The 13,998-nt window shown below is 41.9% G+C and carries 13 protein-coding genes and 1 other annotated feature; of the genes, 3 read left to right on the top strand and 10 right to left on the bottom strand.

All coding sequences use genetic code 11. The features are described from left to right. The first annotated feature begins 3 nt into the window (after nucleotides 1-3). Both JMF81_RS07770 and JMF81_RS07765 read left to right on the top strand, forming a co-directional pair. On the top strand, nucleotides 4-543 hold the full coding sequence (locus JMF81_RS07770) for a M48 family metallopeptidase (RefSeq protein ID WP_201310886.1): 540 nt from the start codon (nucleotides 4-6) through the stop codon (nucleotides 541-543). A 73-nt stretch (nucleotides 544-616) separates the two neighbouring features. Beyond that, the gene (locus JMF81_RS07765) at nucleotides 617-772 is read left to right on the top strand and encodes a hypothetical protein (RefSeq protein ID WP_201310885.1); all 156 of its coding nucleotides are present in this window, start codon (nucleotides 617-619) and stop codon (nucleotides 770-772) included. Nucleotides 773-1,043: 271 nt separating this feature from the next. Here the strand turns inward: JMF81_RS07765 and JMF81_RS07760 are convergent, their stop codons facing one another. The 6 genes from JMF81_RS07760 to JMF81_RS07735 form a co-directional block, all read right to left on the bottom strand. Further along, nucleotides 1,044-1,964, bottom strand: a complete 921-nt coding sequence (locus tag JMF81_RS07760) for a hypothetical protein (RefSeq protein ID WP_201310884.1) — start codon at nucleotides 1,962-1,964, stop codon at nucleotides 1,044-1,046. Nucleotides 1,965-2,177: 213 nt separating this feature from the next. Further along, nucleotides 2,178-4,220 carry a ferrous iron transport protein B gene (gene feoB, locus JMF81_RS07755; RefSeq protein ID WP_201310883.1) on the bottom strand — a complete coding sequence of 681 codons (2,043 nt, stop codon included), beginning with the start codon at nucleotides 4,218-4,220 and terminating at the stop codon, nucleotides 2,178-2,180. Next, on the bottom strand, nucleotides 4,217-4,441 hold the full coding sequence (locus JMF81_RS07750) for a FeoA family protein (RefSeq protein WP_201310962.1): 225 nt from the start codon (nucleotides 4,439-4,441) through the stop codon (nucleotides 4,217-4,219). The genes feoB and JMF81_RS07750 overlap by 4 nt, the downstream gene beginning before the upstream one ends. Before the next feature lie 351 nt (nucleotides 4,442-4,792). Continuing rightward, a complete protein-coding gene (thrS, locus tag JMF81_RS07745; protein ID WP_201310882.1) occupies nucleotides 4,793-6,721 on the bottom strand; it encodes a threonine--tRNA ligase in 1,929 nt (642 codons plus the stop codon). Nucleotides 6,722-6,839: 118 nt separating this feature from the next. Next, nucleotides 6,840-7,053: a binding site (T-box leader), on the bottom strand. Between the two features lie 43 nt (nucleotides 7,054-7,096). Beyond that, complete coding sequence (locus JMF81_RS07740; RefSeq protein WP_201310881.1) at nucleotides 7,097-7,708, bottom strand: flavin reductase; 612 nt, start codon at nucleotides 7,706-7,708, stop codon at nucleotides 7,097-7,099. Between the two features lie 12 nt (nucleotides 7,709-7,720). Further along, complete coding sequence (locus tag JMF81_RS07735; RefSeq protein ID WP_201310880.1) at nucleotides 7,721-9,589, bottom strand: ATP-dependent nuclease; 1,869 nt, start codon at nucleotides 9,587-9,589, stop codon at nucleotides 7,721-7,723. 130 nt (nucleotides 9,590-9,719) lie between these two features. Between JMF81_RS07735 and JMF81_RS07730 the strand changes: the two genes are divergently transcribed. Next, nucleotides 9,720-10,790 (top strand): tyrosine-type recombinase/integrase, encoded by a 1,071-nt coding sequence (locus JMF81_RS07730; protein WP_201310879.1) that lies wholly within the window; start codon nucleotides 9,720-9,722, stop codon nucleotides 10,788-10,790. Between the two features lie 57 nt (nucleotides 10,791-10,847). Here JMF81_RS07730 and JMF81_RS07725 read toward each other — a convergent pair whose 3' ends face one another. The 4 genes from JMF81_RS07725 to truB form a co-directional block, all read right to left on the bottom strand. Next, nucleotides 10,848-11,396 (bottom strand): uracil-DNA glycosylase, encoded by a 549-nt coding sequence (locus JMF81_RS07725; protein WP_201310878.1) that lies wholly within the window; start codon nucleotides 11,394-11,396, stop codon nucleotides 10,848-10,850. Nucleotides 11,397-11,421: 25 nt separating this feature from the next. Beyond that, nucleotides 11,422-12,045 carry a cytidylate kinase-like family protein gene (locus JMF81_RS07720; RefSeq protein WP_201310877.1) on the bottom strand — a complete coding sequence of 208 codons (624 nt, stop codon included), beginning with the start codon at nucleotides 12,043-12,045 and terminating at the stop codon, nucleotides 11,422-11,424. A 111-nt stretch (nucleotides 12,046-12,156) separates the two neighbouring features. Next, nucleotides 12,157-13,083, bottom strand: coding sequence for a bifunctional riboflavin kinase/FAD synthetase (locus tag JMF81_RS07715; RefSeq protein ID WP_201310876.1), 927 nt, complete (start codon nucleotides 13,081-13,083; stop codon nucleotides 12,157-12,159). A gap of 9 nt (nucleotides 13,084-13,092) precedes the next feature. Continuing rightward, nucleotides 13,093-13,992, bottom strand: coding sequence for a tRNA pseudouridine(55) synthase TruB (gene truB / locus JMF81_RS07710; protein ID WP_201310875.1), 900 nt, complete (start codon nucleotides 13,990-13,992; stop codon nucleotides 13,093-13,095). Nucleotides 13,993-13,998: the final 6 nt, after the last annotated feature.

The following is a 13,998-nucleotide window of genomic DNA, read 5'->3' as shown; positions in this document are numbered from 1 at the left end:
AACATGAAAGAAATACAGATTTGCGGCATTCCGGCCAGAATTGACCGGAGATCCATCAAAAACATTAATATTTACATAAAACCGCCCAACGGTGATATCCTGATCACTGCTCCAAAGCGGGCAGGAGAAGAAGTGATCCTTGATTTTATCCAGAAAAAATCAGACTGGATCGTGAAAAATCACGAGAAGATGATCCGTAAGAAGTCATCTCACTTTTCCGCTGTGATCACGGATGAACAAAAAAATTTACTTATGGAGAAAATCCATCAGTTTTCCGAAAAATGGGAACCGGTCATGGGAGTACATGCGCAAAGTTTCACACTTCGCAGTATGAAGACCATCTGGGGCAGCTGCAGTACAAAGACCGGCCGGATTCGGATCAATCTTCAGCTGGCTGTATATCCAGATGACTGCATTGAATATGTGGTCGTCCACGAACTTTGTCATTTGCTGGAACCCAGTCATAATACAAGATTCCATCAGCTGATGACAAAATTCCTTCCGGACTGGAAAGAGCGGAAAAGACTGTTAAATCAGCAGTAAATCCTTGTACAGAACAATAGAAAGCTGTATAGTATTATACATAACATAAAAAGGAAAATGGAGGTCCAGCAACATGGAGACGGAAAAAATTTATTTGACAATGAAACATTCAGGAGCCAGCAGTCTGATCTTAGGAATCCTTTCCATCTGTTTTGGTATTGCAGCCGGGGTTCTTCTGATCGCCTCAGGCGCAAATCTCCTGAAAAAGAAAAAATATCTGAGTTTCTAAAAATTAAATTTGAATCTGAGATGAAATGAAAGATGAAACAGGAGCATTTTCATGAAAAAATTTTTTCATTGAAAATGTTCTTTTTTTTGTTTCTTTTTGAGACATGTTTTTGAAAATGAAAATCGATGGTCCAGGCCATCATGGAGAGTGGTTATGGAGGGATTTCAATCTATACGCAAAATACCGATTTAAATTATAGATTGTGCAAAAAAGCAGAAAGAAGGCTTCTTTCCATAAATAAAGCCGTCCTTCCTCCTGTTTTTCTATCTTATTATTTTTGCTTCCATTTTTTATAAATCAGATAAACAAGAATCAAAATAAATCCTGCTCCTGCCATGATTCCTCCAGTCTGATGACAGATACTGATATCAATGTTTCCTGTCTGCCCAAGAAACTGATTGGTAAGAAAAACGGCCATGATTCCAATGGCAAAAGGCATTGCCGCCGCAATAAGGATTCCGTCTGTTAATGCAGATATTCCCAGGGATTTCATCCACCGCATTCCCTGCCTTCTGCATAAAATGACAAGAATTCCTGATATGGCCGCCGCTAAAGCTAATCCTGTCTGCGTGGACGCTGATACAGCTTTCCCATAAGTCTTAAGTGCTTTTGCGGCGTCCGGCATTGTCTTTCCCATCTGAGCCGGCATTGTATCCAAGGTATCCAGCACTTCGTTTTCTTTCTCTTCCAGAGCATCTTTGTATTTCTGACGATCGGCGCTGCTTAAGGCTGTCTGTTGTTCTTTCTCTATGGTATCCAGAATCTCATCATTGACTGATTCCAGGAGTTTCTTCTTTTCCGCATCTGATAATGTATCCATCTGTCCGTTTTCCAGATAACCGGCATACTGTTCCAGATATCTGGATACCAGTTCCCTCATTTCAGGGCTGGACTGCACGATTTCCTCCACTTTCTGGATCTGGCGTTCTGTAATCCCGCTGTTTTGTGAAGCATCTGACCGGCTTTCTGCCGCAGAATCCGACGCCGTGTTATGTTCGGATGATTCATTTTCCTGAACGATGGCGTTGGTCATATAATCACTCATGGTGCTGTTTAAGACTGTATTCTGCACCGTTGAAGTGCAGATTGGCTCCAGGCAGAGAGACACTCCCAGACAAAGGAGGGAAATAAAGAAAATGACAGAGGCTGATTTCCCCAAAATCCGCACCAGAATAGATTCATTCTTTATCATAATATGTTCATCCTTTCCGTTCCACAAATTGTATCTGCTGTTTCGTTTTCTAAAACTTATGCTGGTTTCACTATATCACAGCGGCTTAAATCTTACAAGTGTAGGAAATCAAAATATTTCATAAAGAAATTCTTAAGAAACCCGGTTTCAGGCAAAAAGAATCCCGTGAAAAATCTTCCACGGGATTAGATCATGATTATGAAACATTTATTTTTACAGGACGGCGCTTCCAATCTGATAGATCAGGAAGGTGACAATCCATGCAACAACCAGCTGGAACAATGCCGCAAAGCCCATGTGCTTCCAGCTTCCGGATTCTTTCCGGATGGTTGCCAGTGTTGCAGCGCACGGAATGTATAAAAGACAGAATACCATCAGACAAAATGCATTCAGCTGTCCGAATCCTATTCCTTCCAGAATGGAATGCATCATATTCATTCCTGCCGGCGCATTGATGTTAGGAATTCCAAATAAAACGGCACAGCTGGATACTACTACTTCTTTTGCTGAAATTCCGGCAATCAGCGCTACGGCTATCTGCCAGAAACCAAGACCGATCGGCGCAAAAAACGGAACCAGAATTTTTCCAATGGATGCTCCGAAACTGTCTGCCATTTCCGTTGTGTATCCGCTAAATCCAAAGTTCAGGATGATCCACATCAAAATGGAGGCTACAAAAATCGTTGTTCCTGCTTTGGTCAGATAATCCTTTACCTTTTCCCACACGTAGATTGCTATGGTTCTCGCGCTTGGCGCCTTATATTCCGGAAGTTCGATCAGCAGATAATTAGGACTGGTTTTCCGGTCGATCAGATGAATCACTGCCGCAATCAAAATAGCAATGACCAGGCCGATAATGTACATGGAATAAGCTGCAATCATAGGATTTTCCGGGAAAAACATGCCGGAAAATAAAATGTAAATCGGAAGTCTTGCACTGCAGCTCATAAAAGGCGTAACCAGCATTACTTTATAACGGTCTCTTGGATTTTCCAAAGCTCTGGACGCCATGATTGCCGGCACTGTACAGCCAAACCCAAGAATCATAGGAATAAAAGCTCTTCCGGAAAGCCCAAGTTTGCTCATGATTCCCTCCATGACATAGGCAACTCTGGCCATATATCCACTGTCTTCCAGGAAGGCCAGTGCCAGGAATAAAATGAAAATATTTGGAAGGAATGTCAGGATACCTCCTACTCCTGTGATGATTCCGTCTACAATCAGTGACTGCAGCATTGCATTGACATGAAGACTTTCAAGTCCATGGGATACCCATGCAGAAAAAATTTCAAGTCCCAGCTCGAAATATCCTTTCAGCCAGTCACCAATCGTAAAAGTAAGGAAAAAGACAAGAGCCATGATTCCAAGGAAAATCGGGATACTGAAGATCCTGTGGGTCAAAATCCGGTCTGCCTTTTCTGTCAGAGCTTCCTGACGGTTTTTATTCACAACAACCTCGTCTATGATTTCCTGAATAAAATCGTATTTCTGGTTGATGATTTCAGATTCATAGTTTTTATCGATGACATCAGGGAGATCCACCGGATAGTTCGCTGTTACTTCCTGATCCTGCTCCAGCTGTTTGATCGCCAGCCACCGGTAATTGTCCAGCCCCGGATACTTTTCTTCCATACAGGCAATGATCTCATCGATCTTATCTTCTATTTCATCGGAATAGACCATGGCATATTCTGCATGATGATTATGATGGTGATGATATGCCCGCTTATGTTCATGGATCAGCCGATCCGGCCTTTGATTGTCCTTATGATGAGCTGCCGCGTGAAGCAGGATATCAAGTCCTGTTCGTTTTCTTGCAGAAACCGGGATCACCGGAATTCCCAGCATCTCCGGAAGACGATGTGTATCAATTTCCATTCCTCTTTTTGCTACAATATCCATCATATTAAGAGCAAGAACGACCGGTTTTCCAAGTTCTAAAAGCTGAAGGGTCAGATATAAGTTCCTTTCCAGAGAAGATGCATCCGCCACATCAACAATAACGTCAACTTCATCACTCATAATAAACTGCCTGGAAACCTGCTCTTCCATCGTATAGGATGTCAGACTGTAGGTTCCTGGAAGGTCAACCAGACGAATGTTCAGATCATGATCCTTAATGGCACCTTCCATCCGCTCTACAGTAACTCCAGGCCAGTTGGCTACTTTCAAATTTGCTCCGGTATATGCGTTAAATAAAGTAGTTTTTCCACAATTGGGATTTCCAATAAATCCTATCGTCAAATCTTCTTTCATGCTGTCCCTCCCACTTGTATGTTTTCTGTAATATTACGTCCAAGGGCAAATCGGGTTCCCCTGACTTTAACGATCAGGACTCCTCTGCTCTTACTGTTTAAAATGAGAACGGAAGTTCCGTGGGTCATTCCAAGGGCTTCCAGTCGTTTTTCAATGTTGATCGGAAGTTCCATTTTCTGAACGGTGTATGTATTTCCAATCCGCCCCTGACTTAACTTTATCGTTTGTTCCAATCTCTTAGCCTCCTATCAGATTAGTTTTATTTAACTCAAATTTATTATAACAGAATGTCAGAGGTTTTCGAGAATTATTTTCAATAAAAGTGTTAAAATCGGAGAATTTTTTTCGGAATCAGGTGGATTCAGTTCCAAATTTTATAACAATCATCTCTTTATATCTTAATTAATTAAAATTAAGTCAAATTTTTATAACAATATTACTATTTATCCTTTTTTCTTCTTTTTTTCCATTTTTATGGAATCAGAACAGAAAAATTCCCGCTGCAGCAGAACGAACCAGTTCTGACTGCAGCGGGAATGCAATATTTTTACTTTGTATATAAAGGACAAATTCTACTTGTCATCCTTCTCGACCGGACGATTTTCTTTCGAATCGATCTCTGCCTTAATATCAGAAATGAATTCAGCAAGAGATCTCTGACCCTCATCGCCTTTGAAACGGCTTCTGACGGAAACCGCATTATTTTCTTCTTCTTTTCCACCGATAACCAGCATATAAGGAATCTTATGAAGCTGAGCCTCCCGGATCTTGTATCCCATTTTTTCAGCTCTCGTATCGATTTCAGCGCGGATTCCTGCCGCTTTTAATTCATCCAGAACTTTCTGTCCATATTCCAGATGTTTGTCGGAAATCGGGATAACTTCCACCTGTACCGGTGACAGCCATGTTGGGAAAGCTCCAGCAAAATGCTCGATCAAAATACCGATGAAGCGCTCAATGGAACCAAAAGCAACGCGATGGATCATGATTGGGCGATGTTTCTCTCCGTCTGCTCCTACATAGTGAAGATCAAATCGCAGCGGAAGCTGGAAATCCAGCTGGATAGTTCCACACTGCCAGGTTCTTCCAAGAGAATCTTCCAGATGGAAGTCAATCTTTGGTCCGTAGAATGCTCCGTCTCCTTCATTTACAACATAATCGAGTCCAAGATCTTCTAATGCCGCACGAAGAGAATCCGTTGCAAGCTCCCAGTCTTCATCGCTTCCCATACTGTCTTCCGGACGAGTAGACAGCTCTACATGATATTTGAATCCAAACAGGCTGTATACCTGATCGATCAACTCTGCAACGCCTTTGATTTCGTCTTTAATCTGATCCGGTGTCATGAAAATATGGGCATCATCCTGTGTAAAACAGCGCACACGCATTAATCCATGGAGCTGTCCTGATTTTTCATGACGGTGTACCAGACCAAGTTCACCCATTCGAAGCGGAAGATCACGATAAGAACGAGGTTCAGACTGATATACGAGAACGCCTCCCGGACAGTTCATCGGCTTGATGGCAAAGTCTTCGTCATCGATGACTGTCGTATACATATTTTCTTTATAGTGATCCCAGTGTCCAGATGTTTCCCAGAGATGACGGCTTAACATGATCGGAGTGGAAATTTCTACATATCCGGCTTTTGTATGAATGTCTCTCCAGTAATCCAGAAGTGTATTTTTCAGAACCATTCCTTTTGGAAGGAAAAATGGGAATCCCGGTCCTTCTTCTCTCATCATAAAGAGGCCGAGTTCTTTTCCGAGTTTTCTGTGGTCACGTTTTTTTGCTTCTTCAATCGTGGTCAGATAATCATTCAGATCTGCTTTTTTTGTAAATGCGGTACCGTAAATACGTGTCAGCATCTGATTATGTTCATCTCCGCGCCAGTAAGCGCCTGCGATGCTGGTCAGCTTAAATGCTTTTACCGGCTTTGTTGTCATCAGATGCGGACCAGCACAGAGATCCACAAATTCTCCCTGCTGGTAGAAGCTGATCACGGAATCTTCCGGAAGATCTTCGATCAGTTCAACTTTATATGGCTCATTACGCTCTTTCATAAAAGCAATGGCCTCTTCTCTTGGTTTTGTAAAACATGTGATCTCAAGATTTTCTTTTACAATCTTTTTCATCTCTTTTTCAATCTTTTCCAGATCATCCTGAGTAAAAGGCGTATCTTTTTCCATATCGTAATAAAATCCATTGTCAATGGATGGTCCAATGGCCAGTTTTGTTTCCGGATAAATTCGTTTCACTGCCTGAGCTAAAATATGGGAAGCTGTGTGACGAAAAGCTTTCTTTCCTTCGTCAGAATCAAATGTAAGAATGTTCAGGCTGCAGTCATCTTCAATTACAGTTCTTAAATCGACTACTTCCCCATTTAATTCGCCTGCGCAGGCTGCGCGCGCAAGACCTTCACTGATATCTTTTGCGATATCGATCACTGACATTGCCTGTCCGTATTCTTTTACAGAGCCATCTTTGAGTGTAATTTTCATGTCTTTATCTCCCTTTCATAATTGTTTTCTTCTGATTACAGGAAAAACACAACAGAGTTTTTATTTCAGTGAAAAAACAATTTCCCATGAAATAAAAAAACCCATGGATCTTTTCGATCCATGGGACGTATTCATTACGCGGTTCCACCCTGGTTGCCTGAGGAATGATTTCCCTGCAGGCCTCTCATTCATGACGGTAACGGTGTCGGCCGGGCTGGTTTACAGCCACTCCGAGGTGGTCTTCATCTGCTATGACGCTTAAGATGCTCTCAGCAAAATACATCTCTCTCTGGAAGCCTTTCACAGATTACTCTTCTCTTCAACGCTTTTCCTATTTCTCACACATTATAACACCGGATTTACATGAAATCAATCCTAAGATTCAATTTTTTCAAAGTCCGCTGCGCCATGCTTGCACAAAGGGCAGATAAAATCAGGCGGGAGTTCTTCTCCTTCGTAGACATATCCGCAGATTTTACATCTCCATCCTGTTGTTTTTGTCTCTGCTGGCTGAGGCTTAATATGTTTATGATAATAAGAATAGGTGACAGATTCCGTATCGTCAAGGACATCACCATCTTCCACCTGGGCTATAAACATCGTATGGCTTCCCAGATCTACCGTATCTGTGACTTTTGCGCATAAATATCCATTGGTTCCTTCTGTCACATAGATAATGCCATTCTCCGCACGTTTATAGCCGCTCCAGCCTTCCAGTTTATCCACATCTCTGCCGCTTTGAAATCCAAAGCGCCGAAACAGGTCAAAAGACGCTTTTTCCGATAAAATGGAGACATTGAACTGCCCTGTCTTAAGAATCATGTCATGAGTGTAATTGGATTGATTGACCACTGCAATGATACGATTTGGAGAATCGGTGACCTGTTCCACCGTATTGACAATACATCCATTGTCTTTTTCGCCGTCTCTGGCAGACAGAACAAACAGTCCATAAGTAAGCTGAAACATCGTACTCTTATTTTTCATAAGAACCTCCTTTCAATCCGTTTCCGGCTTCTGTTTTTTCTTGCTCTCAAAGTATATAAAATCATCAATCGCATCCAGTATATCTTTAAAATCATCTCTCGGAGCAATGGCAATATATTTTTGCAGAAGTTCTCTCTCCTGCTTTTTATACGGCCCATAGAAGATGTCAAATAAATTATGTCCTCTTAGATAAATCTTAATCAGCTCCATGTGCTCCTTCATATCCTGAGGCGACTGAAAGTCCCTGCCCATCACTTCCAGCAGATGCCGTCCGCTTTTGAGCCGGTGCAGATATTCTTTCCATTTATCAAATAAAATCTCGTAAAAAGATTCTTCCGACGGAATGATCTCTAACTTCCTCATAATTTCGGGATTTAGAAAATAATTTTCAAAAGAATAATATTTTAAAATCAGTACATTTCTTCTGGTTACTTTCGGAAGCTGATCGACATCTGTCAGATTCCTCTCATCATAATATTTACACAGCTGACGTCCCAGTTCATCCGGATCTTTACCGTCACTGTCCCGGATCATAAGAAACTGATCTCTCATATACACCTGATTCATATACTTTAAATTGGCATATGTCTTAATATTAGTGCAGCTGTTAGTCGTAAGAATCGAAATCCGGTTCAGTCTTCCATCCTCGCTATGAATATCGGAATAATAATGTTCCAGAAGCATTGGCAGACGGTATTTATCCTGCTTGCCTTCAACGATAAAAACGAAATCCACATTCATAAGATCTGCCGCATTATATCCCAGATCGTCCAGAATTGCCCCGATATTGGTTCTTTCCTTTGCGATGGAATAGGCTTCATCATCCAAAATGATCTGCCGGATCTGACGGCTTCCGAAATTCGACAGCAGATGAGGGGAATGGGTTGTAAAGATCACCTGATTTTTCTGAGACAGGCGATATAGGATCTCACTGGATGTTTTCTGAAGTTTTGGATGCAGAAACATTTCCGGATCTTCCACCATAATGATCGAAGGAATCTGATTTTCATCTTCTGCGTATGCTTCCATTAAAGACAGCATATAAATGCTTTTCATTCCCCGTCCCAGTTTCTGGACTGGTATGGTTGAGTCCCTTTCCTGATTATAAGCTTCTGCGTTTACCTGCAGCATTTCGTTGACATCATAATTCATAGAAAAAATAATATCTTCGTGGCCGCCGTTTTTATGGAAACTTCGATTGACACGCTTTTCAAACTGATCCACGTTAAGCTGGTAAAGCTTATATTCAAACAATTTTGCCGCTTCAAAGGCATTTAAGGCTTCCGGGACTTTCTGATTGATCAGCCCGATACAATGAAAGCAATGACGGCATGGCTTTGCTTCATCAAACATACAGCAGTTTGTTCTCATGATCTTAAGCAGATCAGACTCCTGGATCAGAAGAAGATCCTCCTGCATCTGCCACAGGTTGCGCTCCGTGCCAATAAAATAGATCGGCGGGAAAATCTGCTGGATATATTTGTTGTGCTTCCTTACTCCGTCATAGAAACGTTTCTTTCCTTCTTTGTTGGCAATAAATGTAAAAGAAAGTTCTCCGTCCCGGCAGGAAGGGAGTTTTGTATAAAAATCTTTCAGCCAGAGATCATATTTTTTGTACGGACTGACATAGCCGTGTTTATGAAAAATTTTCAGATCTTCTTCTGTAATGGCCAGCGTAAGGCTGATCTCAATATTCTGCATGGTTTCATTAAAATCCATCGGTGTGATTTTATAAGATCCTTCTACGGCTCTCAGAGCATGGAGAACCGAAGATTTTCCCGCATTGTTACGGCCCACCAGAATTAATGCTTTATCAATATCCGTCAGTGTCATATAACGGATGGATTTGAAATTTCGAATGGATAAACGAGTGATCTCCATAGGCTTTCCTCCTGTAAATCCAGTATAACACAGAACACACTTTTTTTGTTATTTGACCATGAAAAATCCCTGTGCTAAAATTATCTGTATACAGAGCTGTATAACACAGCAAAAAAGGAGGAATATCAATATGAAAGCACCTACATATTACGATGACCTGAATGCGAGACAGACAATAAAGCTGCGAGAACTGATCAAGACGCTTCCTCCATTTGCAAAAGATTTTTTCCGTGCTATTGACTCCACGACACAGGTGCGGACAAGAATCGCCTATGCCTATGATATCCGCGTATTTTTTCATTTTTTAATGGAGGAAAATCCGGTTTACCGCAATTATTCCATTCAGGATTTCGAAGTCTCTGATCTGGATAACATTGAATCTGTAGATCTGGAAGAATATATGGAATATCTTAAAGTCTATGAATCTGACGAGAGTCACAAGCATATGCAGAATACCGAACAGGGAGTCTTTCGTAAAATGTCCGCTCTTCGTTCTTTTTACGGCTATTACTATAAACGGCAGATGATCGGGAAAAATCCAACTCTCCTTGTGGATATGCCAAAAATCCGGGAGAAGGAAATTATCCGTCTGGAGCCGGATGAAGTTGCTTCTCTTCTTGATTTTGTTGAAAAAGGCGGTGAAAATCTCACCGGTCAGAAAAAAGCATACTATGAGAAAACAAAAGAACGGGATTTTGCCATCATCACCCTCCTTCTGGGAACCGGAATCCGTGTATCGGAACTGGTAGGGTTAAACCTCGATGATGTGGATTTTAAAAGCAACGGTCTTCATCTGATTCGTAAAGGCCGCAAAGAGATGACCGTATACTTCGGAAATGAAGTGGCAGATGCCCTGGAACAGTATATCGAAGGATCCCGCGCAAAAGTGATCCCGAGGGAAGGCCATGAAGATGCCCTTTTTTACTCCATGCAGAGAAAACGGATTGGAGTTCAGGCGGTACAGAATCTGGTAAAAAAATATGCCAGGGAGGTGACTCCTTTGAAGAAGATCACGCCGCATAAACTTCGCAGCACCTATGGCACGGCTCTTTACCAGGAGACCGATGATATCTATCTGGTAGCAGAGGTTCTGGGACACTCCGATGTCAACACCACAAGAAAACATTATGCCGCCATGTCGGATACCAGGAGGCGGCAGGCTGCAGGAAAAGTCGTTCTAAGAGAAAAGAAACCAGAATAGAAAAACAGACAGCCTTATGTATCATGGATTATGACACATAAGGCTGTTATTTTGCTCTCAGCTGCCGAGTTTCTTTTTCGCTGCAATCAGATCCCGGACAGTTTCATCATATTTGGATGGATCCCTTAAAACAGCTGATGGATGATATACGGCCGTCAGCCATACATCCTTTCGTTTCAAGAAGGTTCCATGTTCCCTGGTAATCCGGAATTCCGGGCGTATGATCCTCTGAGCGGCGATGCGCCCCAGACAAATGATCATCTCCGGCCGTATCAGTAAGGTCTCATACTTTAAATACGGCATACACGCTTCCTGTTCCTGTGCAAGAGGATCCCGGTTTCCCGGAGGCCGGCATTTTACGATATTCGTAAGGTATATCTCCTCCCGGGACATTCCTGCGGCCGACAGCATCTGATCAAAAATCTGACCGGATCTCCCTGTAAATGGAATCCCTGTCTGATCTTCCGTCTGTCCCGGCGCCTCTGCAATCAGTAAAATCCTGGAATACAGATTTCCCCTGCCCATGACAGACTGATGCCTTGTGCGGGATAGAGGACATCGTGTGCAGCTGTGCACAAAATCGTTTAATTCTTCATATGTATACATTGATCATCTTCCGAACACTATGTTTTTACTGAGCTTCCTTCATTTTGATCACCTGTTTGATCAGATCAACACTTCCTTCAATTCCAAGGTAACTGCTGTCCAGGCACAGATCATAAGATTTTGCATCTCCCCATTTATTAGAACTATAGTAGTTGTAATAGCTGGAACGCTGCTTATCTTTCTTGATCAGCACTTCTTTGCTCTTGTCAGAAGGAACCTCGTAGACATCTTCGATCCTCTTGATGCGGTCCTCGAACGGCGCATGAATATACACACTGAGACAATTATCAAAATCTTCCAAAGCATAATCTGCACAGCGGCCCACAAATACACAAGGTCCCTTAGACGCAATGTCTTTGATCGTATCAAACGCAGCCAGAAATACTTTGTGATTCAATGGAAGATCAAATGAATTGGAATTATATCCAAGAGAATACGGATCCATCACAAGGGAATACAGAAAACTTGTCGTTGGTTTCTCATCAAAACTTTCAAAAATCTCTTCGCAGATACCGCTCTCTTTTGCAGCAACCTTGATGAGTTCCCCATCATAAAACGGAATGTCAAGATCTTCTGCAAGTTTCTGCCCGATCAGATGACCTCCACTTCCATACTGCCTTTCGATCGTAATGATTGTTTTTGTACTCATATGAATCGCTCCCTTCCCCAAAAGGGTAAAATCAAGTTAGTTATCTCTTGTTTATAGTATACCTGATTTTTTAAATGGATACAAGTAAAGGATCCCTGCAAAAAGGATCCTTTAAAAATTTTTCTCCACATATTTTCTGGCAAAATCAGCGTCTTTATGCATCTGCCGGCTTAATGCGTCCAGAGACTCAAATTTCATTTCCGGCCTCTTATAATGCAGCAGTTCCACCCTGATTTCTTTATGATATATATCTTTGTGGAAATCCAGAATATAGGTTTCCACACCCATATGTTTTTTCCCTTCAATTGTTGGTTTTGTCCCAATATTGCTGATTCCGTAATACTGCCGGCCTTTGTAATAGATTCTGGATACATAGACTCCGTTTGGCGGCAGCAGTTTCTCACTGTCCGGCACCTGATTAGCGGTAGGAATGCCAAGCACTTCTTTTCCCAGATGATTTCCATGGACCACAGGTCCATAGATCATAAATGGAGTATCCATCAGTACGTTTGCTTCTTCGATCTTTCCTTCTTTTAACAGACTTCGGATTCTGGTACTTGATACAATGGCTCCATTTAATTCAAGTTTTGGAATTACGATCAGCCGGAAATCATGATCTTTTTCCATCTGTTTTAAAAGTTCCACATTTCCTCTTCTTTTATATCCAAATCCACAGTCGTCTCCAACAACCAGAATTTTCATTCCCATTTTTTTCAACAGAATTTCTTTCACAAAATCTTCCGGCTGAAGGCGGGAAAAGGCTTCCGTAAAAGGATGTTCAATGTAAATATCAATTCCCCGTTCAGAAAGCAGTTTTGTTTTCTCAACATGGGTATAAATCACACTGACGTCCTTATGTTTCAGCATATTCATCGGCGGCCGGTCAAAAGAAAAAACCGCAGCTTTACACCCTTCTTTTTTATATTGGATCAGTTTGTCAAAAATCAGCTGATGACCTTTGTGCATTCCATCAAATTTTCCAAGGGCAACAACGGTATTATGAAATTGAAATTTTTCAGTATCGTGAATGTACTCCATGGCTTCCTCTCAATCATTTTGGTCATAAAATATTTTGTCAGGAAAGAACATCTGCTTTTTCCATCTGTAGACCCCTATAAAATGTCCTTCTTCATCATAAACGCGAAGCATCCTTCCGGTATCAAGACCGGTTTCGCAGAAGCAGGACAGCTTCAGAGGGTTCCCGTTATAAAGCAGTTTGTTGCAGTTTTTGCGCACCGTTCCCTTTTGGAGAGAAGAAAAAACTTTCTCTACCGGAATGATATATTCACTGACCCGGTCTTCTTTTGCTGCTTTTTCAATCTCTTCCAGGGTATGGGATGCTTCGATTCGAAATCCGCTGGATCTGGTTCTGGTCAGTTTTGTCATACAGGCGCCGCTTTGAAGTTTTCTGCCGATGTCACGGCAGAGACTCCGGATATAAGTACCCTTGCTGCAGGTTACTGTCATGGAAACTTCCGGAAGATTGATTTTCAGATCAGATATTTCATAAATCCTTACTTTCTGCGGTTTCCTTTCGATAACCTTTCCTTCCCGCGCCAGTTCATACAGCTTCCTGCCCTGTACTTTTTTTGCAGAGTACATCGGCGGAATCTGATCGTATTCCCCTATAAAAGAAAAGACAGCTTCCTTTACAGCATCCTCAGATTCAGGGACCGGGAAAACAGCTGTTTCCACTCCCCAGATATCTTCCGTATCTGTTTCTTTTCCCAGCAGGAATGTCGTTTCATATTGTTTTTTTGTTGCCGTCAGCATATCGCAGAGTTTGGTTCCTCTTCCCAGACAGACCGGAAGCACGCCAACTGCGTTAGGATCCAGTGTTCCCGTATGACCGATCTTTTTCTGCCTGAGAATGCCCCTTAGTTTTGCTACGACGTCATGGGATGTAAATCCCTGCTCTTTATATACATTGATGATTCCGTTTAACATATCAAC

Origin of the sequence: Anaerostipes butyraticus, from assembly GCF_016586355.1 — a bacterium.
Classification (GTDB): Bacteria; Bacillota; Clostridia; order Lachnospirales; family Lachnospiraceae; genus Anaerostipes; species Anaerostipes butyraticus.
Note: the sequence above shows the minus strand (reverse complement) of the source record. Positions and strands in the feature narration are given on the sequence as shown.

Coding starts and splice junctions, on each gene's coding strand:
- JMF81_RS07715 (WP_201310876.1), bottom strand. CDS start 13,083: ATGGAGTACATTCACGATACTGAAAAATTTCAATTTCATAATACCGTT.
- JMF81_RS07725 (WP_201310878.1), bottom strand. CDS start 11,396: ATGTATACATATGAAGAATTAAACGATTTTGTGCACAGCTGCACACGA.
- JMF81_RS07730 (WP_201310879.1), top strand. CDS start 9,720: ATGAAAGCACCTACATATTACGATGACCTGAATGCGAGACAGACAATA.
- JMF81_RS07735 (WP_201310880.1), bottom strand. CDS start 9,589: ATGGAGATCACTCGTTTATCCATTCGAAATTTCAAATCCATCCGTTAT.
- JMF81_RS07770 (WP_201310886.1), top strand. CDS start 4: ATGAAAGAAATACAGATTTGCGGCATTCCGGCCAGAATTGACCGGAGA.
- thrS (WP_201310882.1), bottom strand. CDS start 6,721: ATGAAAATTACACTCAAAGATGGCTCTGTAAAAGAATACGGACAGGCA.
- JMF81_RS07760 (WP_201310884.1), bottom strand. CDS start 1,964: ATGATAAAGAATGAATCTATTCTGGTGCGGATTTTGGGGAAATCAGCC.
- JMF81_RS07765 (WP_201310885.1), top strand. CDS start 617: ATGGAGACGGAAAAAATTTATTTGACAATGAAACATTCAGGAGCCAGC.
- JMF81_RS07740 (WP_201310881.1), bottom strand. CDS start 7,708: ATGAAAAATAAGAGTACGATGTTTCAGCTTACTTATGGACTGTTTGTT.
- JMF81_RS07720 (WP_201310877.1), bottom strand. CDS start 12,045: ATGAGTACAAAAACAATCATTACGATCGAAAGGCAGTATGGAAGTGGA.
- feoB (WP_201310883.1), bottom strand. CDS start 4,220: ATGAAAGAAGATTTGACGATAGGATTTATTGGAAATCCCAATTGTGGA.
- truB (WP_201310875.1), bottom strand. CDS start 13,992: ATGTTAAACGGAATCATCAATGTATATAAAGAGCAGGGATTTACATCC.